The organism is Janthinobacterium sp. GW821-FHT03A03 (assembly GCF_059421435.1).
The window spans coordinates 492,815-515,861 of sequence record NZ_JBWKUZ010000002.1 but is presented as its reverse complement, the minus strand read 5'-3'; the positions used below and the strand labels follow the sequence as shown (position 1 = coordinate 515,861).

Here is a 23,047-nt window from a genome sequence, read left to right as displayed (position 1 = left end):
CTTGGCAAGACACTCAGGCCACTCACACGATCCATCGGCTTTTCATCTTTCAAAACTATGGATCTAAGCTACAGGTGGCGATTCAAGATGCCGTGACCTAGAATGTGATGATGAAGTGAGCGCCATCGTTGACCGGGCGGGCGTAGCGCACAGTTCCGCCGTTCAACTGAATTAGCTGCCGCACCATTGCAAGGCCGATACCGCTTCCCTGTTTTTTGGTCGAGAAAAATGGCGTAAACATTTCCGCCGCTACCCCATCGGCAATGCCATGTCCATTGTCACGCACATCGATGCGCAACCGGCCACCTGTCGTGAGGCGCGCATCGACGGCCACTTGCGGCACCAGACTCGCGGTGGTTGCTTCCAACGCATTCTGCAGCAGGTTAACCAGAGCTTGTTCGATCTGGCCAGAGTCCGCCCGTAATGCCAGCGTGCTTGATGCGACGACGAACGTCGCGCTTCCTCCGCGGGCCTGCCAGCTCGGTGCCACCAAAGCCGATAAACGTGCAAACAAGTCCTTGATTTGGAATTGTTGAGGCAGTGGCGTAGGCAGGCTGGCCAACACGCGGTAATGGCTGACGAAATGACTCAGACTTTCAGCGCGACGGCTTATTGCGTCTAGCGCGACGTCAAGGTCTGCGGCCACGTCGGGAGCAAGAGAGCCTGCTGCCTCAGCGAGCAGCGTGCGCGACGTTTGCGAAAGGGACGCCACTGGGGTCAGTGAATTCATGATCTCATGGGTCAATACATGCACGAGCTTGCGCCAGGCTTGCATGGCTTCAGCGGAAAGTTCGTCCTCCAGCGGCAGCAGTGCAACGAGGGATTGCGGCGCACCATTGACGGTCAAAGCATTGCGGACGGCCAGGGCACGTTCAGTGCCATGCTCACTGTCGAACTGAACCAGCGTCCGCGTGCCAACGGGAAGGCCGGCTAAAGCCGTATTCAGGGAAACCGTGTCAGTGACACGTCCAGGCGCCAGTAGGCGCCGCGCGCTTGCATTCAATGGTTCCATCCTGGTCGGCATCATGTTGAACAGAGGGACCGGCGCATGTTCAAGCCGTGCTTCAAGCAATAGCAGACGGAGAGGCTCAGGCGCGTGCAAAGTCGTGAGTTGAAACGGTCTCTCTGGCGTCATTGCCGTAACGTGTACGATTGAATGCCAAATCAGCGCTGCGGCGAGCAGCACTGTCAGGATGAGCAAAACGGCGGCGCGAGCTCCCAGGCCATCAACGCTCTCATTTAGCGCACCACCTACCCACCCAGCCGCAACAAGCAGTGTCCCGCCGAGGGCGACGCGAGCCTGCCTATAACCCATGTTTGTCCAGCTTGCGATACAGCGCTGCCCGGCTTACGCCCAGCGTCTTGGCAGCCTTGCTGATATTTCCCTTAACTTCCAGCAGCGCCGCGGCGATGGCGGCACGTTCGAGTGTACCCAGTTCACGTGGGACATCGATGGTGAGCGGGGACGATAACGCAGGCACAGCTGTCTTCGCTGAAATACCAAAGTCAGCGATGGTATAGACATTTTCCCGACCTAGGATGACAGCGCGTTCACAGGCATGGCGCAGGGAGCGAACATTGCCTGGCCATGCATTTGAGCACAGTACATCGAATGCGGTCGCTGCTATGGCGCGCGCGGGTTTGCGATATTGCTGCTCGTAGTGGGCCAAATAATGGCGCAGCAAGTCCGGAATGTCGCCAGCGCGCTCGCGTAAGGGCGGGACGCGCAGGACGATAGTATTTAGGCGAAACAGAAGGTCTGTGCGAAAAAGCGCAACGTCGTGCAGCCGGTCTTCTTCGAGATTGGTGGCACTAATGACGCGCACGTCAACGCCCTCGGGAGTGTCCGCGCCCAAGGGCGTCACCTGGCGTCGTTCGAGCGCTGTTAGCAGCTTTGCTTGTGCTGTCAAGGGCATATTGCTGACTTCGTCAAGAAACAATGTGCCGCCGCACGCTGCCTGGAAGCGTCCCGCGCGGTCATTGCGTGCATCGGTGAACGCGCCGCGCCGGTGTCCGAACAATTCGCTTTCCAGCGTTGCCTCTGGCAGGCTCCCCATATCCACTGCCAGAAACTGCCGGGATGCCCGGTGTGAAGCCCGGTGAACGGCGCGCGCCACCAGTTCCTTGCCAACGCCGTTTTCTCCCAGGATCATGACGTTTGCCTCGGTGGGCCCCACACTGGCGATCATGTCACGCAAGGCAGTCATCGCAGCCGAGTTTCCGAGCAATCCATCGGCGTCGGCTGGCGCCGCGTCAGATGCTTTAGCATGAATAGGCTGACGCAAGGCCTGTCGCGCAAAGGCTGCCTCGACAGCATGCACTAGGCGCACGTTATCCCACGGCTTTGTCAGAAAATCGCTTACTCCGCCCTGCATCGCCGCAACGGCTAGAGGAACATCAGCGTACGCGGTCATCGCGATGATATCGGGTGGGTTGGGCAGCGCCCTCAATTGCGCCAAAACTTGCATACCTTCGCCACCATCCGTCCGTCCCGCCGAAAAATTCAAATCGAGGAGAACAACGTCAGGACGATTGCATGCGAGCCATGTGGGTAACTGTGCAGGATGGTCAAGTGTTGCGACCTGCGCGACGTGCCGGCGCAGCAGCATGCACGCTGCCAGCGCCACGTCTGCATCGTCGTCGAGGATCAGTACATTTGCGTGCTTGCCGGACATTGGAAATAAAAGAATTAACAAAACTCGAGTTTATCAGCATGCTTTGCATGATTCCACAGCGCGATATCACTTTGCCCAAAGTGTCCGGAAGTGGACAGTTTGCATGTGCGTTTGCGGACGAATGAGCGGGAAAGTGAAAAAAATGTCGGTCGATTGCTCCGAAATCGCGTGGCACGGATGTTGCTACAATAAAAAACATGATAAAAGACCACAGCACAAATGCATCACGCCCTACGGGGGCGGCTATGGACCAACCGGTTCTACGACAGCGCGGCCGGCATTGGGGCATGGCAATAGCGATTTTGCTCATCTTGATTGGACTGGCTGCACTGGCGTGGTGGCTCTGGCCCAGCGGACTGCAGGTGCCCGCTGCCAGCGTGCGCATCGCTGTCGTCGAGCGCGGCATCCTGCGCGACGACGTGGCCGCGCGTGCAACGGCCCAGCCGCTGCACTCGGTCGTGCTGGATGTGGTGGAAAATGGCCGGGCCGAAGAGGTGATGGTGCGCGATGGCGCGCTGGTACGCCAAGGCGAATTGATGTTCCGGCTGTCGAATCCACAGCGCCGGCTTGAGGTGCTCGCACGCGAAGCTGAGCATGCGCAGCAGATTTCAAACCTGTTGAACCTGCGCCTCGCGGGTGAAACCAGCCGGGCGGAAAGTGCGCGGCGCAGCGCCGACCTCGCGTTTGCAGTCGCTCAGGCTGAGAAGCAATTCGCGAGGAGCGCGGCACTGGCCAAGCAGGGTTTCGTGTCGGGTTCTGCACTGGAAGAAGTAGCCGACCAGCTGACGCGGCAGCGCCACGCGCTCGCCAGCGAAGACGCCGCTGGAAAAAGCGAAGAGGCAGCCCGGCGCGACGCCATCGGACAGATTGCCCAGGCGGTATCCAGGCTGGAAGATGGCCTGAAGTTGGTCAATGCCGGCGTCGACGCACTGGCCATGCGCGCGCCCGTTGCTGGCCGCCTTGCAGATTTCAAATTGCAGGTAGGGGAAACGGTCCGATCAGGACAGCGCCTTGGACGTATCGACGACGTCGCGCAATTTTGTTTGGCGGCCCAGCTCGACGAATACTATTTGCGTCGCCTTGCCACCGGCCGACCGGCGACAGCCGTGATCGATGGCCAGACCACGCACGTGGTTGTCAGCCGCATATATCCGCAAGTGAGCGACGGCAAATTCACTGTTGAGTTGACGTTCGTTGATGGCCAGCCGGCCACCCTCAGCCCAGGCCAGAGCGTCGACGTCCTGATCACGCTGGGTGCTGCGCGGACTAGCTTGCTTCTTCCAAATGATGCGTTCAGCAATGACACCGGCGGCGGCTGGGTATTCGTCGTGCGCGCTGACGGCGTACAAGCGGAGCGCCGGGCCGTGCGTTTTGGCCGGCGAAACAGCACGCAGATCGAAGTACTCGACGGCTTGGTCGCCGGCGAGCGCGTTATCGTGTCGTCATACACGCCGTATGCAACGGCGCTGCATCTTCAGCTTACCCACTAATAGGTCTCTCACGGAAATGACAAAATCATGCAATTGAATCGCACACAACAGGAAAGCATGTTCAGGCTCGTCAACATGACGAAAACATATCGTGGCGGCGAGGTGCAGACAACGGCGCTTGACCGGATTGACCTCACCATCGCCGCGGGTGAATATGTGGCGATCACCGGGCCGTCCGGCTGTGGCAAGTCTACACTGCTGGCTATGCTGGGACTGCTGGACACGCCCGATGGTGGCGAATGCTGGTTCGACGGTCGCAATGTGGCGGGCTGGAGCGAGGCACAGCTCAACCGAATACGGCGCGGACGTATCGGCTTTATTTTTCAGAATTTCAATCTGATCGAAGAATTGACGGTTGCCGAAAATGTGGCATTGGCACTTGATTACCTGGATGTGCCTGCGACGCAACGAAAGGTTCGCGTCGCCGCGATGCTTGATCAACTAGGCGTGGCGCACCGCGCCGGTCACCGTCCGTCGCAACTTTCCGGCGGACAGCAACAGCGTGTAGCCATCGCGCGCGCGCTCGTGGCCAATCCAGCGCTGCTGCTTGCTGATGAGCCGACGGGTAATCTTGATACGGCACACGGCGACGAGGTGATGCGCATTCTGCGTCAGATCAATGCAGATGGCACGACCATCGTCATGGTGACGCACTCGCCGACGCACGCCGCGCAAGCTTCTCGTACGGTACGGCTGCTGGACGGCCGTATCCTGATCGACGCCCTGCAGCCTGCCTGACCGGAGAGCGAACATGTTATTGACCACGATGCGCCACAGCGCACGCGCACTGCGGCGGGAACCCGCCTACGCTGCCATTGCCATAGTCACCCTGGCTATCGGCATCGCTTCAGCCATACTGATTCTCGGCTTAGTGCGTTACTGCTGGCAATATAATGCCGAAGTGCCCGATGTGGAACATGTCTACGTCGTGAAACAACGCGACAACGTCGATCCCACGGGTCCCTGGTACGACCAGGCGCCGCTGCTGCTGCGCTCTGTTGCAGCGGCAGCGCCCGGTGTGGCTGCGGCCACCGGCTACCTGCCATCACGCCCCGAGACAGCAGGCTTGACGGTGAACGTCGACGGCAAGCTGCATGCCCTGAAAAGCCTGACTGTCTTGCCTGGTTTTGTCGAGATGTTGGGCCTGAGGGCAGTGCGGGGCGATCTTCCCACCGCATTGGGAGCGCCGGATCAGATCGCGGTCACCGAATTGACCGCAATGCGTTTGTTTGGCACCAAGCAAGCCCTGGGCCGCAGTCTGGTTGCGGAAGGTAAATTGTTACGCGTTGGCGCGGTGCTGCGTACGCCGGCTGCGAATACCACCATGCCATTTGAAGCACTACTCGGCACCGATTCAACGCTTGCGGCCGATGTCCGCGATGAAATGCGAACCGGCCTCAAAGGTTGGCCAGGCAAGCTCCTGGTGCGTGTGAAAACCGGCGCGTCCGTGCCGATGCTTGTCCGGCAGTTGCAGGACGCGGTCGATGGCGCACCAGCATTGCATCAGCAGGCCCCCGATGTCAAGGCGCGCCTGGGCCGGCGGCCAGTCATGGACATCGCGCTAGCGCGGCTAGACGCAGCGTATTTCGATACGGGCATCAAGGGTAATTTCATCGCCGGCGCCGGCCAGCGGGGCGATCCAGTGGTCGTTGCCGGCCTTGCCGCCGTCGCCGTGCTCATCCTTGTTCTGGCTTCGATCAATTTCGTGAACCTGGCGACCGTGCGGGTAGTGCGGCGCCAGCGTGAACTGGCCATGCGTAAAGTGCTCGGCGCCTCAGGGTGGAGCATTGCGCTGGAATTGCTGGCGGAGGCATGGCTGATCACGTTCTTAGCGGCTTCTGTCGGGTTACTCCTGGCATGGCTGGCACTGCCGCTGTTTTCGACCCTGGTCGACCGCCAACTCAACGACGCGTTCACGGTTGGCGACCTGGGTTGGGTCGGTACCCTTGTCGTCGGGCTCGGGCTGTTGACGGCGGCCTGGCCGGCGTGGATCGCCTGGTCTGTCCCTTCGGCAAAATCATTGGCCGGGCGCACGGCAACTGAATCGCGTGCGACTGCGCGACTGCGGCGCGGCATGACCGTGGCGCAGCTCACCGCAGCGATTGGATTTGCCAGTGTGACCTTAGCCATCGCCTGGCAGACAAGTTACGCCATGCGTGCGTCGCCTGGATTCGACCCGGCCTCCATACTCATCGTCGATATGCCTGAACAGGTCAAATACAGCGCGCCAGCGCGCGGCCTGATGACGGCTTTGGCGGCTGCGCACGGGGTACAAGACGTGGCTGTGTCGGATGACGCGATCGGCCGTCATAACGACATGTGGCGCCGCGACCTGAAACGTCCGGATGGCACCAGTGCCACGATGGAAATCAAGCAAGTTAGCCGCAATTTTTTTATGCTTTACGCCATCAAGCCAGAAGCCGGGCGCTTATTCGATCAAATCCTGGACCGTGACGACGACCCCGTACCGCTGGTCCTCAATGCACTTGCAGCACGCCAGCTCGGCTTTGCCGACGCACGAGCAGCACTTGGTCAAATCGTCATCACGACAAGTTTTGATAACAAGCCGGTCCCAGGTCGTGTCATCGGGATCGCGCCACCACTGCGGTTCCAGTCATTGCGCGAAGCACCGGCGCCGATGGCGTTCCAATTGAGCACAGGCGGTAGTGCCTTGAGCGTGCGCACGGATGGCGACCCGGCAAAGGTGGTGAATGTCATCAGGTCCCTATGGCCAAGTTATTTTCCCTCGGCCATTGCGTCCATCCAGCCAGCGTCGAGCGTCCTCGCCGCCAATTATGCTGACGATGCGCGCATGGCCAGCCTACTCGCATTGGCAACAGGTCTCGCCCTAACCCTTGCAGCATTTGGAAGCTACGTTCTGTCGGCCGATACGGTGCAGCGCCGCGCTCGCGAAATCGTCTTGCGCAAGCTGCATGGTGCAGGTGACGTTGCTATCGGACTGCTGGTCTTGCGCGGCGTCGGAACTATGCTGTTGGTAGCCGCATCAATTGGATTGCCGGTAGCAGCAGTGGCCATCGCACGTTATCTGTCTACTTGGGTCGAAACGGCACCTGCCGGATACTTGACCTTACTGCTCGCGTTCGTCGTGACCAGCGTCGTTGCATTGGCGGCAGCCAGTCGACAAGCGTGGATCGCGATGAAGGTCCGTCCCGCCAATGCCCTTCGAATGTAACGCATCAATGTTCGTTATACACACTTGACGTAAGCAAAACGCAGCCTTTGAAAGGCTGCTTTGGGTTGCTGATTCAATCGCTCAACGCAACACTTAATTTAAATGCATCGTTGCAGAGCGGAAATGATGCGAAAGAGAACTCGAATCGATTGCGCCGCGCGCCGCGAAACCCGAGATTAACGTCGCAAAGCGTGTAGCCATGGGGAGTTCACACAGAAAACCGCCGAAGCTCAACCAGCTCGTGCACGTGCGGGGCAGAAGTCTCTGAAGGGAAGGGGACCGACTAGCTAGACTAGATGTCGTCGTGGGATCAGTGAGGTACAAGTGTAGTGGTTTGATGTACCCGGACACTGATTTAGGCGAGAATGCTCGCCATGGAGAGGTGTTTGATGAGCAAGCAAAGACGTACGTTTTCCCCTGAATTCAAACAGCAGGCGGCATGCCTGGTACTGGATCAAGGATACAGCCACGTGGAGGCAAGCCGGTCGGTCGGCATTGGCGAATCAGTGCTGCGCCGCTGGGTGCAGCAGCTTCAGTTGGAGCGACAAGGTATCACGCCTCAGGGCAAGGCAATGACGCCGGACCAGCAGCGAATACAGGGACCCGAAGCACGCATTGCGCGTCTCGAGCGGGAGAAATCCATTTTAAAAAAGGCTACCGCGCTCTTGATGTCGGAAGGGATAGAACGTACGAGGAAATCGATCAGATTTGTAGTGACGAATCCATCGAGTTGATCTGCGCGGTGTTCGACGTAGCGCGGTTATGCCTGGATGCGTATCGGGAGCGCGCCCGGCACATTGATGTGGAGCGCATGGCATTGCGTAGCCGCGTGCACGAGCTGTTTGTCGAGAGTCGCAGTTCGGCGGGAAGCCGCAGCATCATGGGCATGATGCGCGAGGAAGGCACGGCAATTGGCCGCTTCAAAGTCAGTCGTTTGATGGAAGAGCTGGGGCTGGTCTGCGAACAGCCTGGCAGCCATGCCTACAAGCAGGCTACGGTGGAGCGGGTCGATATTCCGAAACCTCAATCGTGAATTCACAGTAGAGGCGCCAAATCAGGTCTGGTGCGGGGACATCACCTATGTCTTGGCGCAAGGCCGATGGTATTACTTGGCAGTGGTGTTGGATTTGTTCGCTCGCCGAGCGGTGGGCTGGGCATTTTCGCTACGCCCCGACGCGGACCTTGTTGTGCAAGCGCCGGAAATGGCTTACCAGCAGCGAGGTCGACCGCAGGGGCTGCTGTTTCATCCGGATCAGGGTAGCCAGTACGCCAGTCGGAAATTCCGTCAGCGCTTGTGGCGCTATCGGATACGACAGAGCATGAGCCGGCGGGGGAATTGCTGGGATAACTCCCCGATGGAACGGCTGTTCCGCAGCGTCAAAACGGAATGGCTGCCGTCAACCGGTTACGTGACGGCACAAGAAGCACAACGGGACATCAGCCACTAGCTGATGCACCGGTATAACTGGATACGGCCACATCTGTTCAACCAGGGACTGGTACCGGCCGTCGCCGAAGAAAAACTTAACGTAGTGTCCGGGATGGGTTGACCGCTACACTATGAGTCGGCAAGGGAATCTCACTATCATCAGGCGGAATCCGAAGAAATCGAACCAATCTCGTTTCGAGATGACTTCCACGCCCGTGGTCAGTTGCATCCTCATTCCAGGCAATCCCGCCTCCGTCTTGCGCTAGTACGTCGAAATCCCTCTGGTTTGTCCAAAAAGTCCTCCATGGCCTCGAAGGCCTGCGGCAGCTTCAACGAATTGAGCTTGCATAATTCATGTCCAACGGCGCTCTTGATGTTCTTCACAATCCAAGCGCGACTCATCTGTACAATAATTTCGCTCGATGTTCCTGTGTTCGATGCTGCCGGCGCTTTTGTTGCTGGCGTGTTTTCCTTTGGTTTTACTCCGGCACCTCCCGGTCTGCCAGGGCGTCCCCCCAGTCGGAACTGGCGGTCCATTTGGCTCACCTTCGCTGGTATCCGGTTCGAGCAAATCTTCAGATTTCGGCAGCGCCGCGTCCTTGATCCGCCGCGCGTTATCCATCAGCTTATTTTTCACGCCGGGCTTGCAGGAGGCATTCTTCGGTGCCGTTCCCACCTTCGACGCCTTCGATTCCACGATTGCATACGGCTTGCCGCCATTGTGCGGGTCGCCCCTTTGCACTTTCCACACGCCATCAATCCCTGTGTCATGCGCTTTTCAGGGCGAACAATGGATTGAGCCGGGTCGCTTCGTTGAGTTTGCCAGGAAAGGTCGTGCTGGGCTTTTCCTTCCACTCGCTTTGCATGCCCATGTCGTGCCGGCTCCAGTCCTTGCCCCAACCGTATTTTTCATACAAAAAATAATCGGTAATCCATACTGATTTTGCCCCTGTATAAACAGACACCGCCAACCGTTTAGCTCGCGCCGCTTTCCTGAGCCCGGCGCGCTAGCTCCCTCCTAAACAGGCGAGGCAATTTCTGTTTCAGGGCCGAATGTGGATGGACCTCGTTGAAGTGCATCATAGCGTCTGGTAGCTGAGCCAGAAAGATTTCTGCGCTGTTGCGGTCCTTCAAGCTGGCATAGTCCCGTTTAAACGTGTTGACGAAGCTCCCGGTAATGCCGTACTGGAAATTTTGAGTGACGCCGTGGCACGCTCGAAGGAAGCCGGCGAAGTCACATGGCAGGAGAGCAGCGCCCGAGAGACCCTTTGATCTCGCCTGGCGGCCATAATGCAGCAGAGCATGAACTCGTGGCTCTTTGTGTTGCAATTGTGCTACGCTTAAGACTGCGACCACACGCAGCTTGGCCACGACTAACCACAACGATCTGCCATGCAGGGAAAGGTTCGATGCCATGACGGAGCCGCAGAGCAGTGACGGGCTGACAGCCGCACAGGCCGCACAGCGGTTGCTGGAAAATGGGCCCAATGCCTTGCCCGCCTCGCGTCCCTTGAGTGCGGGGCGCTTGCTGCTCGATGTCGTCGCCGAACCGATGTTCCTGCTGCTGGTCGCCTGCGGCGTCATCTATCTGCTGCTTGGCGACCGCAATGAAGCGCTGATGCTGCTGGGCTTTGTTTGCATCGTCATGGGCATCACTTTTTTTCAGCGCAGGCGTACGGAGCGCTCGCTGCATGCGCTAAGCGACCTCTCCTGTCCGCGCGCCCTGGTGATACGCGACGGGAAACAGGGGCGCATCGCCGGCAGGGACCTGGTGCCCGGAGACCTGGTGCTACTTGCCGAGGGCGACCGCGTGCCCGCCGATATCGAACTGCTCAGTACATCGAATTTGACGGCCGATGAGTCCATGCTCACGGGCGAGTCCGTGCCGGTAGTCAAGCATAGTTCCGCCGAGACTGACGGCAGTCCGGCCTGCCTGGTCTATTCCGGCACCTTGATCACGCAAGGCACGGCAAGCGGCCTGGTAGTCGCTACCGGACCCCATAGTGCGCTCGGTCGGATCGGCGCTTCGCTTGTCAGCATGGGGAGCGAGCTGACCCCGATTCAATCGGAAACGCGCCGCGTGGTCAGGAATGTCGCCATCGGCGGCTTGTGTCTCGCCGCAGGCCTGGCATTGGTTTACTGGTGGCTGCGCGGTGACGCCCTGCAAGGCCTGCTGGCCGGTCTCACGCTGGCCATGGCGATCCTGCCTGAAGAATTGCCGGTGATACTGACGCTGTTCCTGGGCTTGGGCGCCTGGCGCCTGGGGCGGGAAAGCATTCTGGCGCGTAGCATACCCGCGATCGAATTGCTGGGGGCGACGACGGTGCTGTGCGTGGACAAGACGGGTACGCTGACGGCGAACCGCATGGACGTGGCCCAGTTGTGGTCGGAGCAGTCCGCCTATGCTTGTCAAAGCAGTCACGCCGGGGCCTTGCAGGAGGAGCTGCATGGATTGCTCGAGTATGCCGTCCTGGCAAGCCATCGTCGGGCGTTTGATCCGATGGAGTGGGCCATCGGCCAGACCGGCGCCCGCTTGCTGGCAAATACGGAGCACCTGCATGCAGACTGGCGGCTGATCGACGATTATCCGCTGTCGCGGCACATGCTGGCCATGTCGCGGGTATGGCGATCGCCTGACCATTCCGAGTTCCTGGTGGCGGCGAAGGGTGCGCCCGAGGCGATCATCGACTTGTGCCATTTGGCGCCGGCACGCGCCGCCGCCATCGCGGCGCAGGTGCTGGCCATGGCGAACGATGGCTTGCGCGTGATCGGCGTCGCCAGCGCCACTTTTGCCGCGCCGCCCCTGCCTGACAACCAGCATGTCTTTGATTTTGAATTCCTGGGCCTGCTTGGCTTGCACGACCCGGTACGCCCGGAAGTGCCTGATGCGGTGGCGCAATGTCACGCGGCGGGGATACGCGTGGTGATGATCACGGGCGACCATCCCGCCACGGCAATGGCGATCGCGCGGCAGGCCGGTATCGCCGGCATGGCCAGCGGTGTGATGTCCGGCATGGACCTGGCCGCGCTGGACGACACGGCGCTACAGGCGCGTCTGGCGGAGACCGACGTCTTCTGCCGCATCGCACCAGAGCAGAAGTTACGCCTGGTGCAAGCTTTCCGCAGCCGTGGCGATATCGTCGCCATGACCGGCGACGGCGTCAACGACGCGCCCGCATTGAAGGCGGCCAATATCGGCGTGGCCATGGGCGCCCGTGGCACCGACGTCGCGCGCGAAGCGGCAGCGCTGGTATTGCTCAAGGATGACTTTTCGTCCCTGCTGCTTGCGGTGCAACATGGCCGCCGCCTGTTTGCCAATCTGCGCAAGGCCATCGTCTTCATCGTCGCGGTGCATGTACCCATCGTTGGCCTGTCCATCCTGCCGGTGCTGCTGGGCTGGCCCTTGCTCCTGATGCCTGTGCACATACTGTTTTTGCAAATGGTGATCGATCCGGCGTGCTCGATCGTGTTCGAGGCCGAGCCGATCGAAGCCGATGCCATGGTAAGCAAGCCCAGGAGGCCGGGCATGCATTTGTTCGACCGTGAAATACTGCTGCGCGGCTTGCTGCAGGGGGCTGGGCTGTTGGCCATGCTGGTCGGCTTCCATGTGTGCGTGCGGTGGATGGGAAACGCCGATGAGGTGGCGCGCGCGACGACCTTCCTCAGCCTCGTGCTGTCGAACCTGGGATTGATCTATGTCAACCGCCAATGGGCCCAGCCGTCATGGAAGAGGGGGGTGACGTCGAACCGGGCGTTCGCCTGGATCAGCATATCAGCCTCGCTGTTGCTGTTGCTGGTACTGGGCGTGGCGGCCATCCGCGCGCTGTTTGCCTTCGCGCTCCCGGACCTGCCATTGCTGATGCAGTGCACATTCGTCGCCGTGCTCGCCATCATCTGGTTCGAGTGCGTCAAGTGGGGCTTGTCGAAATGGCGACGGCCGCGCGGCTTGGCCGCGCATTGATACACGGCAATGCGGATCAGACCATCTTGCCGTCGATAATCAGAATTTCTTCGAGCCAGGCGCCATGACGCAGGACAAACAGCACGGGTGGCCAGTTCCCGGAACTGAGCAGCTACGGCCGTCTGTTCAAGTTGAGCGGCAATACGATAGGCGCGCGGGCCATCCCGCAGTCGGCGATGGGGCTCGTGAGCTTGACCAAAAGCTCGTCTCCTACAGCGGATACGCCATTCGCCGAGGACGCCGCAGTCTTGTTCCAGACGGGAAGCGTGTTCCTGGCAGGAAAAGTGACTGGCAATATTGGCGTGTTTGCCCAGGCAACCTATACAACCACGACAATCAGAAGCCCGACACGGTAGGCTGGCACGGCAAATGGGCCTCCGATAATTTCGAGCTGCGCTATGCGGATCGCCTGATCGACGTGAATCGCGACCTGATCCTCGGCCTCACATTGAACAACTATCCTTCGCTGGCAACCCATGGCAGGCCATTTATGCCGACGGCATCGGCGCTGCTGGCGTGCCGGCCCGTGCTGCCTGCCACGGCGCCAAAGGGGAGGGCATGGCGGCATTTCCGCGCCTGGCGGGCCAGCATGCCGACTATGTCGCGAAGCAGTTGACGGTATTTTAACGTACGGAAGAACGGGCCGATGGCGTGGCCATGAAGGCCGTGACCCATGCGTTGGGCAGGGACGATATGTTGAACTGGCCCCATTCGTGCAATCGATCGGTCCGGGCGCAAACCGGGTCATCACGCTATCTTTCCGTGCATTTGTCATGCGCCACCTCGGTGCGCATTTAAATGATGCGGATTGACATGACAGGGTAATCTTCACTGCATTGCTCACTTGGCAGGCAGATCTTGTGCGATCTCCCGGGCATGTGCCGCTACTTCATCTGGTGTAACTGCGCCAGCAATGCAGTTAACGCAGCTTGCGCCAGGGGACTCAGTTGCGGCGAGCGCCGGTCGATTTCATGGGCCAGGTCGGATGCCAGCCACTCCAGCTCGTCGAGCATGCGGCGCAATTCCCGTAACATGTCGGGGTCATCCTGGGCAAGGACCAGCATGCTTGCCATGCTTTCCGGATCGAAACCTGCCTGCAGGATCAACGAGCGCATGGTGGCCATGCGTTCGAACAGGAATGTCCATGCAGTGCTATCGGCCTTTGCCGGGGCAGCTTCCTGCTTGAGGATGGCGCGCAAGGTAGTCCACGTTTCCAGTACTGCAGCCATATGCTGCACCTGGGCAGTCGCGTTGCGGGCCAGGCGCATATCCTGTGCGTCGTTCGTGGTGATGTGCAGCAGGTCGCGCAAGGCATTGACGATGTGGGCGTCAAAGCGCTTCTGACCTAGCCTGAACAGCATCTCGACACGCAGGAGATCAAAGCGCCGGATTGCAGCCTCCGCAACATCGGCGACAGCCAGTACTCTTGCATGCACCGCAATGCTGTTGCCCTGCAGGGCATGCGGATAGCCGCTGCCGTCGAGTCGTTCATGATGCTGCAAAATGGCTTGCGTCGCATCGCTAGAAAAACCGGGCAAGCCTTGAACGAGGACATGGCCGGTGATGGGATGAACATGAATGTAGCGGCGTTCTTCGGGTGTGATGTCGTGCTCCGCAGCAAGTATTTCGGGGTCGGTATGCATCTCGCCGAAATCATGGCAAAGTGCTCCCAGCAGTATCGAATCCCGTTGCCCCTCTGGCAGACCGAGGCTCTGCGCCAAGGCGAAGGCGATCAGTGCGGTATGTATCGAATGCATGAACAGCTCGGGACGGCATTTGCGCATGACCGTCAAACGTAACATGACCTCTGGCGCCAGCTGCGCGCAGGCGATGGCTTGTTTAATGGCATGCGGGTCGCCCGTGCGCGCCAAGATGCGCCGATAAACAGTTTCATGCTGGATAATCTTGTCCAGCTCCACCGCAAGGCTGGGCGCATTGACGGGGAATTCTGCCGTGAGCATGCTGTCCAGCGGTGCAGTGAGGCGGTGCTGGGTCAGGCGCTTGAATTGACGGCCGTCAATGCGCGCACCCTTGGCAAGCAGCTTCATGCCATTGCTTTCGAAGATGTCCACATGGGCGATCACTTCCTGCACATCGCCCACTTGCGTGACGGCGCGAATATAGTGCGGATTTTCGTCTGGCGGGAAGGCGAGGCGGACGTCGGGAACGTTTTTGTTCATCAAGGAACCTCCGTGCAGAAGAAAATTCACAATCCGGACACCTGCGCGCCGCGGAGATGCGTGGCTCCTGTATTTGTTTCCATTAGGACACAGTATGAGCCCGGATGCGCTCGTTAGGCACGGGATAAACTCTCCGCTTCGTGTAGTAATTTCAAGGCATTCAATGTAGGGGAACACCTGCACGCTTCAGAAACGCATCAGGAATTTGTAGCCGGCAGCGCCCGGGCCCGCCCAAACCTGACCCTGAGGGCGCCATCGCAGCGGGCTTTGCGGCCTACCTTGTTGCACATTCCTTCAGGGCATGCGCTTGGGCAGCAGCACGGCGGCGCCGTCAAAGCGCCCGGCGCGCAAGTCCGCCAGCGCCTCGTTCGCTTGCAGCAGCGGATAGACCGATGGCGCCGTCTTGAGATTGAAACGCTCCGCGAGCGCCATGAAGGCCAAGCCGTCGGCGCGGGTCAGGTTGGCTACCGAGCGCACGCTGCGTTCTCCCCACAGCAGGCAATAGGGCATGGCGGGCAAGTCGCTCATGTGGATGCCGGCGCAGACCACCGTGGCCCCTTTGGCGCAGGCGGCCAGTGCCAGGGGCACCAAAGCGCCATCCGGCGCGAACAGAATGGCCGCGTCCAGCGCTACCGGGGCCGGCCCCGTCGACGCCCCCGCCCATGTGGCCCCCAGCGAGCGGGCGAAATGTTGCGTGCGCAAGTCGCCGTCACGCGTGAATGCGTAGACCTCGCGCCCTTGGGCTACCGCCAGTTGCGCCACGATATGTCCGGCAGCACCGAAGCCGTAGATGCCGAGCCTGCGCGCCGCGCCCGTCATGGCATAGGCGCGGTAGCCGATGAGTCCTGCACACAGCAGCGGGGCTGCGTGCGCGTCGTCATGGCCAGCGGGCAGCGGCAGGCAGTAGCGGGCGTCGGCCAATGTGTACTCGGCATAGCCGCCATCGCGGTCGTAGCCGGTAAAGCGCGCGGCATCGCACAGATTTTCCCGGCCAGAACAACAATACGCGCAGGCGCCGCAACTGCCGGCCAGCCAGGGCACGCCCACGCGGCAACCGATCTGCAGATTGCTTACCTGGGCGCCGATGGCAACCACCGTGCCGACAATTTCATGTCCAGGCACGACCGGCATGCGGTGCGCCGGCAGTTCGCCATCGAGCTGGTGCAGATCGGTGCGGCATACGCCGCAGGCCAGCACCCGCAGGAGCACGTCCTGTGCCGTTGGTACCGGCACAGGACGTTCCAGTGCATGCAGTCGCGCGCCAGGCCCGCCGTGTTCCAGAACCATTGCCCGCATGGCAGCTCCCTCCGTCAATGTCAGGCATTGCGGAACTATTTCGGCATTGCCGAAGCGTCGCTCAGCGCTTGCTGCAAGGGCGCGGCGCGGGCATCGTCGATGTCTCCTGTTGCAAAATCCTTGGGCGACAAGGTGCGTCCGTAAAAGGCATCCGTCAAATGCTGGTTGAAGCGGATGTCGCTCAGTCCCACGGCCACGACATCGCCGAACAGGCCTTTTGTTGCGCTCCAGGCCACGACGTCGCCTATGCCCACCGTGCCTTGCGCCATTTTCCGCCAGTTGACCACGGTCAACCCCGCTGCGGCGTTGAGGGAAAAGTTGTTTTTCTTCATGACCGCGTTGACGGCCTTGTCATTGTTCAAGACCATCACGACAGGGCCGCCTTCGGCGCCGGCCTGCAAACCCAGCGTCAAGCCGCCCAGGTTGTAGAAGGCTGGTCCGCTCCAGCTGCCATCGGGACGCCTGACAAGCAACAGCCCGCCGCCCCCTTGAGCGCCTATCCCCAGCGCCGCGCGGCCGTACGAGGGAATGATCAACATGCCTTTGGCTTGTTGCAGCAACGGCTGCATGCGCGCATCGGCCTGCAGTGCGTGCACCACTGGAATGGCGGCTTCCACGCGCTTGTTGGCGCTTTCCATCGACTTGGCGGCAAGATCGGGTGCGCTGCTCTGGAGGCTGTCGCTTTGCGCCATGGCTGGCCCCGACGCCAGCAGCATGAAGCAGCAGGCAGCGGCGGCCTGGCGACAGCGATTTTCGATAGACATGGCTATTCCTTCCGTAAGGGTACTGGTTTATGCTCGCGATGCGACCGTGCCTCATGCTAGCGCCGCTTGCCCGCCATTGACCATGATCTACATCACTGTTCCCGCTCGTGCCAGGCAGCGGCAGTGCCACTTGACGCATTGGCAGTGCTGCGACAGTATGGCTGCACAAAGAGGAGCCAGCATGCCGACGCCACCGGTCACCAGCATCAAGCCAGACGCCACCGAGCCCATGGTGCAGTCATTGATCTCGTTTCTCGAGCACGAGGTCCAGCCGATGATCGTGCTCGACGCCAACTACACCATCCTGGCCGCGAATGCCGCCTACCGGCGCCAATTTGGCACCATCGGCCAGCCGGTGACCGGCCACAAGTGCTACCGCATTTCGCATCACTACGATGCCCCGTGCGACCAGGCCGGTGAACATTGCCCCATGAAGAAAGCGCAGGAACTGCGCGGGCCTGACCGCGTGCTGCACATTCACCATACGCCGCGCGGCCCCGAACATGTCGCCATCGAACTGCGCCCGATCTTCGATGCCGGCGGCAGCATTACCGCCTATGTCGAGCGGCTGGACGTGGTGCGCAGCGCTTCGGCCAGGCCGAGCGGGGAAGGACTCGTTGGGCGTTCCGCCCCATTTAACCGGGTGCTGGCGGCATTGCAGCGGGTAGCGCCCTCGATGCTGCCCGTGCTGCTGCTGGGCGAGTCAGGCACGGGCAAGGAACTGTTTGCGCGTGCCGTGCACGAAAACAGCGCGCGGGCCGCGGGACCGTTCGTCGTGGTCGATTGCTCCGGGCTGACCGAAACGCTGTTTGAAAGCGAATTGTTCGGACATGAAAAGGGCGCCTTCACGGGCGCGACCTCGCGCAAGCCGGGACTGGTCGATACGGCGCAAGGCGGTACCTTGTTTCTCGACGAAATAGGCGACGTGCCCCTGTCCATGCAAGTCAAGCTGCTGCGCCTGATCGAGTCGGGGACCTACCGGCGCGTAGGCAGCGTCGAGACCCGGCACGCCAATTTCCGCCTCGTCGCCGCGACCCACAAGCCGCTGGAAAACATGATGGCGCGGGGCGAGTTCCGGCAGGATCTGTATTACCGCATCAGTGCTTTCCCCATCGTCTTGCCGCCGCTGCGCGAGCGGCCCGACGACATCGCATTGCTGGTGCAGTCATTCCTGCGCCGCGCGGGCGCGGGCCAGCGCACGCTGACGATAGGCGCCGAAGCCATGGCGCAGCTGCAGCGGCGCCCGTGGCCGGGCAACATCCGCGAACTGCGCAACGTGCTGGAAAGGGCCAGCCTGTTCGCCGATGACGGCGTGATCCGCGTCGAGCAAGTGCTGGCGGCGCCGGTGGAGCAGGGTGCCGCGCCATGCATGCCCGCGCGCGGTACCGGCGCCCCGTTGGCCGAGCTGCATGCCACCTTCGGCGGCACGCGCAAGGCGCTGGCGGCGCAACTGGGCATCAGCGAGCGCACCTTGTACCGCCGCCTGAAATCGCTGGGCATCGCCTAGCAGTCGCTTGGCCGGCGGCACTGCCAGGCTGCCGGCGTGGCAGTGCCGCCGGCTGACTGGCAGCGCGTTGGCGCCTGCCGCAGCGCCCCCAAGTCCCTGTTTTATAGCCACTCTTCATCTGATGTAACGCTGGCATGAAATATGCGTGGATAAAGCATGACGCGTGCCGGGAGCCTGGACGCGCGTCTCCCTGTTGTCATCGCAACGATTCACCATTGAGGAGCAAGACCATGAACGCGAACGTCGGCAATATCGATCGTGCCATCCGGATACTGCTGGGGCTGGGCCTGATTGCCGCCGCCCTGGCCGGTGCCATCGGCGCCTGGGGCTGGCTGGGCGTCATTCCCCTGGCGACGGGCATTTTCCGCTTCTGTCCCGCATATTTGCCGTTTGGCATCCGTACCTGTGCGGTGAAAAAATGAAACAGGGAAGGGCGGCGCAAACATGAGCATGCAATCTGGCGGCTACCGCGCATTGACGCAGTCGGTATCGCAACAACTGGCGGCCCTGCGCACGGATATGCCCGATGTCATGAAAGGCTTCGGCGATCTGGCGCGCGCGGCAACGCGTGACGGTGCGCTGGACAAGAAAACCAAGGAGTTCATTGCGCTGGCCCTGGGCATCGCGGCCCATTGCGATGCCTGCATAGGCTTTCATGTCCAGGCCCTGGTCAAGCTCGGTGCCACCCGGGCGGAATTCGAAGAGACCCTGGGCATGGCCATCTACATGGGCGGCGGGCCGTCGGCCATGTACTGCGCCTATGCGCTGGCGGCATTCGAGGAATTCTCCGCTGCTGCGTGAACCGGATGCTGGCGCGCACCGCCTGTGCCGTGCTGCCGCAATGTGTCAATTTAGTCTCACAGGATTTGATCTATGTCATGGAGAGCCAGTGACCTGACTGCTTGCTGTCGCGTACATTGGTGACTGGCCGTCCCGCTTGCCGCAATGGGCGTGTCGACCGTCGCTGCCGCAGCATTGGCCGGATTGCCGCCATGGGAGTAACTTCATGCAACGAACCGCACTCGTCACTGGTGGCACCCGAGGCCTGGGCAAAGCCATCTCCCTCGCATTGCAGGCGGGCGGCCACCGTGTCGCCGCCGTGTACCACTGCAATGCGGATGCTGCCAGCGCATTTTCCGAGGAAACAGCGATTCCCGTATTCCGCTGGGATGTCAGCGATTTCGACGCCTGCCGCGACGGCATTGCCGCTGTGGAACAGCAGCTGGGCCCCATCGACATCCTGGTCAACAATGCCGGCATCACCAGCGATGCGCTATTGCACCGCATGGGGCCGGATCAGTGGTGGCAGGTCATCAATACCAATCTTGGCTCGATGTTCAATATGTGCCGCCATGTCATGCAAGGCATGCGGGCGCGCGAGTTCGGCCGCATCGTCAATATCAGCTCCGTCAATGGCGAGAAGGGCCAGCTTGGGCAGGCCAACTACGCCGCCGCCAAGGCCGGCATTCTCGGCTTTAGCAGGGCGCTGGCGCTGGAGGGGGCGCGCAAGCAGATCACGGTGAACGCGGTGGCCCCCGGCTATTGTGATACCGACATGGTCGCCGAGGTTGCCGCCGATGTCTTGCAAGAAATCATCTCCGGCATCCCCGTTGGCCGGCTCGGCACGCCTGCGGACATCGCGCGCCTGGTGGCGTTCCTGGCCGACGACGCCAGCGGCTTCATCACGGGGGCAACCTTTGATGTCAATGGCGGCCAGTACATGGGCTAGCGGCAGGCGCCGCGGCGTCCCCGCGTTGCGCCGGGAGTGGCTTGCATGATCACGCTGACGGTCAACGGCCGGTCCGTCGCGGTCCAGGAAGGCGCGACCTGCCTCGATGCCGCCAGGGAGGCCGGCGTGCATGTTCCCACGCTTTGCTATTATCCGCGGCTGCCCACCCATGCCGTGTGCCGCATGTGCCTCGTGCATGTGGCCGGCCAGCCGCGCCCGCTGCCGGCCTGCATCACGCCGGCAAGGGCGGGCGACGTTGTCGAGACGGGATCGAGCGATCTGCTGGCCTTTCGTGCAATGGATGCGCAATGGCTGCTGGCGCGCCATCCGGACGACTGCCCGCGCTGCGAAGTCAATGGGTCTTGCCGCTTGCAAAGCCTGGTCAGCGAAAACCAATGGCTGGCGCGCTGGGAAAAGTCGCCGCGCGGCTCGGTGGCGCATCCGGAGCACCGCCTGATCGACCATACCTCGCCGAGTATCTGGCGCGACTTGTCCAAGTGCATCGAATGCGGGCTGTGCGTGGAAGCGTGCGGCGCGTCGGGGCAGCAGCAATACGTGATCGGCTTCGCCGAACGCGGCTCGGGGCGCTTGCCTGTCACGGTGTTCGACCATACGCTCGCGAATACCCAATGTATTTCCTGCGGTCAATGTACGCTGGTCTGTCCCGTTGGCGCGCTTGTCGAGACGCCGCACTGGCACGCGGTGCTGCAGGTACTGGATGCGCACGAGCGCGTCTGCGTGGTGCAAGTGGCGCCGGCCACGCGCGTGGCGATCAGCGAAGCGTTCGGCATGGAGGCCGGCACGGTCAGTACGGGAAAAATGATCAATGCCTTGCGGCAACTTGGTTTCGACTATGTGTTCGACACCAATTTCGGTGCCGACCTGACGGTCATGGAAGAGGCGAGCGAGTTGCTGGACCGCATCAATGGGCGGGAAGCAAGCACGCCGCCATTGCCCCTGCTGACGTCCTGCTGTCCGGGATGGGTGAACTGGGTGGAAATCAACCGGCCCGACCTGCTGCCGCACCTGAGCACGACCCGGTCGCCGCAGCAAATGCATGGCGCGCTGACGAAGCGCAGCGCCTTTGCGCGCGGGCTTGGCCCCGCCTTTGCCGAGGGCAGGGCGGAGCCCTGCGTGGTCAGCGTCATGCCCTGCACGGCCAAGAAGGACGAGGCGGCCAGGCCCGGCCTGTCCGGCGACGTCGACCATGTCCTGACGACGCGGGAGCTGGCCCGCATGATCAAGTCGCGCGGCATCGCCTTCCCTGCGCTGGCCGATGATGGCGCATTCGATGATCCCCTGGGGGAAAGCACGGGCGCGGCGCAGATCTTCGCCGCGTCGGGGGGCGTGATGGAGGCCATGTTGCGCAGCGCCGTTCATTTCCTCGGCAGGCCGGACGCGCCGGCGCTGGAATGGCAGCCCCTGCGCGGTATCGGGCCGGGGATCAAGACCGCGCAGATCGCCGGCTTGGGCACGGTCGCCATCTGCAATGGCATCGCTGCGGCGCAGCAGCTGCTGCAGACGCCGGACTGGCGCGAGCAATTCGTCGCCATCGAAGTCATGGCCTGCGCGGGGGGCTGCCTGGGCGGCGGTGGCGAACCCAAATCGCTGGATCCCCTGGTGCTGGACAAGCGCATGCGGGCGATCTACGAACTCGACAAGCATGCGGCGCGGCGCGGCGCGCATGAAAACCGGGCCGTGCAAACCTGGTATGCCGCTGAACTGCAGCAACCGCGTGCCGCCCAGGCACGCGCGCTGCTGCACACGAGCTATGCCGCGCGCAATTCCACGCGCCTGCTGCTGATGCAATTTCTCGATTGCGTGGACCGGCGCGATGGCGCGCAGGCTGCGGCCCTGCTGCATCCCGATGCGTCGTGGTCGACGGCGTCGCTATTCGGCGACATGCACGGCGCCAGCGCGATCCAGGCGCTGATCGATACACAGTTGCCTGCACGCAAGTATGGTCCGGCGTTCGCGCGGCACCGGATGCTGTCGGCCGCCGATATGCACGACCTTGCCGTCATCACCCCGACGGGCGAGCTGTGCAGCTTCAGCGTGGAGGTGGACCGCAGCCAGTCCCCGATGGTCATCACCCGGCTGGTGCGCATCTTGCACCAGGCATAGGCTGTGTTGGCAGCAGGGCACGCGCCAGGGTAGCGGCCCCGTGTCGTGACATGCCTGGCTGCGCCGCGCCTGCCGGTCCAGGGATCCACGTGCCGTTTGATGTGCATCATTCATTTTCCTGTAGCAAATCAATATCATCAGTTCAAGCATCTATCCGGGTGCCGGCAATCAGGGAGGGAACATTACCATGGCTAACCATCTGACTCGATTCGATCCATTTTCCGACATCGCGCGCTTCGAATCCTTGAACGGCATCGAGGACTGGTTTCGCGATTTTCAGCTGCGGCCCGCCCTGCGCGACTGGAATATGGAGCCGCGCATCAAGATCGATGTGGCGGAAACGGATGTGGCGTATACCGTGAAGGCGGAGATTCCCGGCGTGAAAAAGGAGGACATCAAGGTGGACGTCGAGGGCGGTGTGGTCTCGATCACGGCCGAACTGAAACGCGAGAGCGAAGTGAAAACCGGCAAGTTACTGCGTACGGAGCGTACGTTTGGCGAACAGCGCCGCAGTTTTACGCTGGCGCATGATATCGACGATGCCAAGGTGGTCGCCAGTTATGCCGAAGGCGTGCTGACCCTCAGTTTGCCGAAAAAGAGCGGCAAGGCAAGCAAGCATATCCCCATCAGCTAGCGCCGTTGCGCGGCTGGCGCAGGGCTGTCCGGCGTGGATGCGAGCGCGCATGCCTGTGGCCTGCG

At 61.4% G+C, this 23,047-nt stretch carries 18 protein-coding genes and 1 pseudogene; 12 read left to right on the top strand and 7 right to left on the bottom strand.

Going from position 1 to position 23,047, the window contains the following annotated elements:
* Nucleotides 1-97 precede the first annotated feature (97 nt).
* Together AC07VI_RS08960 and AC07VI_RS08955 are read right to left on the bottom strand one after the other, a co-directional pair.
* Complete coding sequence (locus AC07VI_RS08960) at nucleotides 98-1,012, bottom strand: sensor histidine kinase (protein WP_492994455.1); 915 nt, start codon at nucleotides 1,010-1,012, stop codon at nucleotides 98-100.
* Nucleotides 1,013-1,304: 292 nt separating this feature from the next.
* The gene (locus AC07VI_RS08955; RefSeq protein ID WP_099419769.1) at nucleotides 1,305-2,675 is read right to left on the bottom strand and encodes a sigma-54-dependent transcriptional regulator; all 1,371 of its coding nucleotides are present in this window, start codon (nucleotides 2,673-2,675) and stop codon (nucleotides 1,305-1,307) included.
* 287 nt (nucleotides 2,676-2,962) lie between these two features.
* On the opposite strand from AC07VI_RS08955, the gene AC07VI_RS08950 reads away from it, so the two are divergent.
* The 4 genes and pseudogenes from AC07VI_RS08950 (at nucleotide 2,963) to AC07VI_RS08935 (ending at nucleotide 8,908) form a co-directional block, all read left to right on the top strand.
* Nucleotides 2,963-4,165 (top strand): efflux RND transporter periplasmic adaptor subunit, encoded by a 1,203-nt coding sequence (locus AC07VI_RS08950; RefSeq protein ID WP_492994452.1) that lies wholly within the window; start codon nucleotides 2,963-2,965, stop codon nucleotides 4,163-4,165.
* Between the two features lie 27 nt (nucleotides 4,166-4,192).
* The gene (locus AC07VI_RS08945; RefSeq protein WP_226935713.1) at nucleotides 4,193-4,903 is read left to right on the top strand and encodes an ABC transporter ATP-binding protein; all 711 of its coding nucleotides are present in this window, start codon (nucleotides 4,193-4,195) and stop codon (nucleotides 4,901-4,903) included.
* Between the two features lie 13 nt (nucleotides 4,904-4,916).
* Nucleotides 4,917-7,358 (top strand): ABC transporter permease, encoded by a 2,442-nt coding sequence (locus AC07VI_RS08940; RefSeq protein ID WP_492994451.1) that lies wholly within the window; start codon nucleotides 4,917-4,919, stop codon nucleotides 7,356-7,358.
* A 389-nt stretch (nucleotides 7,359-7,747) separates the two neighbouring features.
* Nucleotides 7,748-8,908 (top strand): annotated as a pseudogene (locus tag AC07VI_RS08935) (IS3 family transposase).
* Between the two features lie 231 nt (nucleotides 8,909-9,139).
* Here the strand turns inward: AC07VI_RS08935 and AC07VI_RS08930 are convergent.
* Together AC07VI_RS08930 and AC07VI_RS08925 are read right to left on the bottom strand one after the other, a co-directional pair.
* Nucleotides 9,140-9,538, bottom strand: coding sequence for a hypothetical protein (locus tag AC07VI_RS08930; protein ID WP_139842569.1), 399 nt, complete (start codon nucleotides 9,536-9,538; stop codon nucleotides 9,140-9,142).
* Nucleotides 9,539-9,762: 224 nt separating this feature from the next.
* Nucleotides 9,763-10,203: an integrase core domain-containing protein gene (locus tag AC07VI_RS08925; RefSeq protein WP_492994449.1), complete on the bottom strand. Its 441-nt coding sequence runs from the start codon at nucleotides 10,201-10,203 to the stop codon at nucleotides 9,763-9,765.
* Here AC07VI_RS08925 and AC07VI_RS08920 point away from each other — a divergent pair.
* A complete protein-coding gene (locus tag AC07VI_RS08920; protein ID WP_492994447.1) occupies nucleotides 10,202-12,748 on the top strand; it encodes a cation-translocating P-type ATPase in 2,547 nt (848 codons plus the stop codon). The genes AC07VI_RS08925 and AC07VI_RS08920 overlap by 2 nt on opposite strands.
* A 64-nt stretch (nucleotides 12,749-12,812) precedes the next feature.
* Complete coding sequence (locus AC07VI_RS08915; RefSeq protein ID WP_139842568.1) at nucleotides 12,813-13,364, top strand: hypothetical protein; 552 nt, start codon at nucleotides 12,813-12,815, stop codon at nucleotides 13,362-13,364.
* A 268-nt stretch (nucleotides 13,365-13,632) separates the two neighbouring features.
* On the opposite strand, the gene AC07VI_RS08910 is transcribed toward AC07VI_RS08915, so the two are convergent.
* From AC07VI_RS08910 to AC07VI_RS08900, 3 genes are all read right to left on the bottom strand, one after another.
* Nucleotides 13,633-14,928, bottom strand: coding sequence for an HD-GYP domain-containing protein (locus AC07VI_RS08910; RefSeq protein WP_086146967.1), 1,296 nt, complete (start codon nucleotides 14,926-14,928; stop codon nucleotides 13,633-13,635).
* A 294-nt stretch (nucleotides 14,929-15,222) separates the two neighbouring features.
* Nucleotides 15,223-16,224 carry a zinc-dependent alcohol dehydrogenase family protein gene (locus AC07VI_RS08905; RefSeq protein ID WP_099374336.1) on the bottom strand — a complete coding sequence of 334 codons (1,002 nt, stop codon included), beginning with the start codon at nucleotides 16,222-16,224 and terminating at the stop codon, nucleotides 15,223-15,225.
* Nucleotides 16,225-16,259: 35 nt separating this feature from the next.
* Nucleotides 16,260-16,988: a lipid-binding SYLF domain-containing protein gene (locus AC07VI_RS08900; protein ID WP_086146965.1), complete on the bottom strand. Its 729-nt coding sequence runs from the start codon at nucleotides 16,986-16,988 to the stop codon at nucleotides 16,260-16,262.
* A gap of 181 nt (nucleotides 16,989-17,169) precedes the next feature.
* Between AC07VI_RS08900 and AC07VI_RS08895 the strand changes: the two genes are divergently transcribed.
* The 6 genes from AC07VI_RS08895 (at nucleotide 17,170) to AC07VI_RS08870 (ending at nucleotide 22,982) form a co-directional block, all read left to right on the top strand.
* The gene (locus AC07VI_RS08895; RefSeq protein ID WP_492994444.1) at nucleotides 17,170-18,495 is read left to right on the top strand and encodes a sigma-54 interaction domain-containing protein; all 1,326 of its coding nucleotides are present in this window, start codon (nucleotides 17,170-17,172) and stop codon (nucleotides 18,493-18,495) included.
* A 230-nt stretch (nucleotides 18,496-18,725) separates the two neighbouring features.
* The gene (locus AC07VI_RS08890; protein WP_086146963.1) at nucleotides 18,726-18,917 is read left to right on the top strand and encodes a YgaP family membrane protein; all 192 of its coding nucleotides are present in this window, start codon (nucleotides 18,726-18,728) and stop codon (nucleotides 18,915-18,917) included.
* 28 nt (nucleotides 18,918-18,945) lie between these two features.
* Nucleotides 18,946-19,296, top strand: a complete 351-nt coding sequence (locus AC07VI_RS08885; RefSeq protein ID WP_216356376.1) for a carboxymuconolactone decarboxylase family protein — start codon at nucleotides 18,946-18,948, stop codon at nucleotides 19,294-19,296.
* 205 nt (nucleotides 19,297-19,501) lie between these two features.
* The gene (gene phbB / locus AC07VI_RS08880) at nucleotides 19,502-20,224 is read left to right on the top strand and encodes an acetoacetyl-CoA reductase (protein WP_086146961.1); all 723 of its coding nucleotides are present in this window, start codon (nucleotides 19,502-19,504) and stop codon (nucleotides 20,222-20,224) included.
* A gap of 45 nt (nucleotides 20,225-20,269) precedes the next feature.
* Complete coding sequence (locus AC07VI_RS08875) at nucleotides 20,270-22,348, top strand: [FeFe] hydrogenase, group A (RefSeq protein WP_492994441.1); 2,079 nt, start codon at nucleotides 20,270-20,272, stop codon at nucleotides 22,346-22,348.
* A 187-nt stretch (nucleotides 22,349-22,535) separates the two neighbouring features.
* Nucleotides 22,536-22,982, top strand: a complete 447-nt coding sequence (locus AC07VI_RS08870; protein WP_086146959.1) for an Hsp20/alpha crystallin family protein — start codon at nucleotides 22,536-22,538, stop codon at nucleotides 22,980-22,982.
* Nucleotides 22,983-23,047 lie beyond the last annotated feature (65 nt).

Coding starts and splice junctions, on each gene's coding strand:
- AC07VI_RS08945 (WP_226935713.1), top strand. CDS start 4,193: ATGCAATTGAATCGCACACAACAGGAAAGCATGTTCAGGCTCGTCAAC.
- AC07VI_RS08960 (WP_492994455.1), bottom strand. CDS start 1,012: ATGGAACCATTGAATGCAAGCGCGCGGCGCCTACTGGCGCCTGGACGT.
- AC07VI_RS08950 (WP_492994452.1), top strand. CDS start 2,963: ATGGCAATAGCGATTTTGCTCATCTTGATTGGACTGGCTGCACTGGCG.
- AC07VI_RS08870 (WP_086146959.1), top strand. CDS start 22,536: ATGGCTAACCATCTGACTCGATTCGATCCATTTTCCGACATCGCGCGC.
- AC07VI_RS08905 (WP_099374336.1), bottom strand. CDS start 16,224: ATGCGGGCAATGGTTCTGGAACACGGCGGGCCTGGCGCGCGACTGCAT.
- AC07VI_RS08915 (WP_139842568.1), top strand. CDS start 12,813: ATGACGCAGGACAAACAGCACGGGTGGCCAGTTCCCGGAACTGAGCAG.
- phbB (WP_086146961.1), top strand. CDS start 19,502: ATGCAACGAACCGCACTCGTCACTGGTGGCACCCGAGGCCTGGGCAAA.
- AC07VI_RS08940 (WP_492994451.1), top strand. CDS start 4,917: ATGTTATTGACCACGATGCGCCACAGCGCACGCGCACTGCGGCGGGAA.
- AC07VI_RS08890 (WP_086146963.1), top strand. CDS start 18,726: ATGAACGCGAACGTCGGCAATATCGATCGTGCCATCCGGATACTGCTG.
- AC07VI_RS08955 (WP_099419769.1), bottom strand. CDS start 2,675: ATGTCCGGCAAGCACGCAAATGTACTGATCCTCGACGACGATGCAGAC.
- AC07VI_RS08885 (WP_216356376.1), top strand. CDS start 18,946: ATGCAATCTGGCGGCTACCGCGCATTGACGCAGTCGGTATCGCAACAA.
- AC07VI_RS08895 (WP_492994444.1), top strand. CDS start 17,170: ATGCCGACGCCACCGGTCACCAGCATCAAGCCAGACGCCACCGAGCCC.
- AC07VI_RS08925 (WP_492994449.1), bottom strand. CDS start 10,203: ATGGCATCGAACCTTTCCCTGCATGGCAGATCGTTGTGGTTAGTCGTG.
- AC07VI_RS08920 (WP_492994447.1), top strand. CDS start 10,202: ATGACGGAGCCGCAGAGCAGTGACGGGCTGACAGCCGCACAGGCCGCA.
- AC07VI_RS08875 (WP_492994441.1), top strand. CDS start 20,270: ATGATCACGCTGACGGTCAACGGCCGGTCCGTCGCGGTCCAGGAAGGC.
- AC07VI_RS08900 (WP_086146965.1), bottom strand. CDS start 16,988: ATGTCTATCGAAAATCGCTGTCGCCAGGCCGCCGCTGCCTGCTGCTTC.
- AC07VI_RS08910 (WP_086146967.1), bottom strand. CDS start 14,928: ATGAACAAAAACGTTCCCGACGTCCGCCTCGCCTTCCCGCCAGACGAA.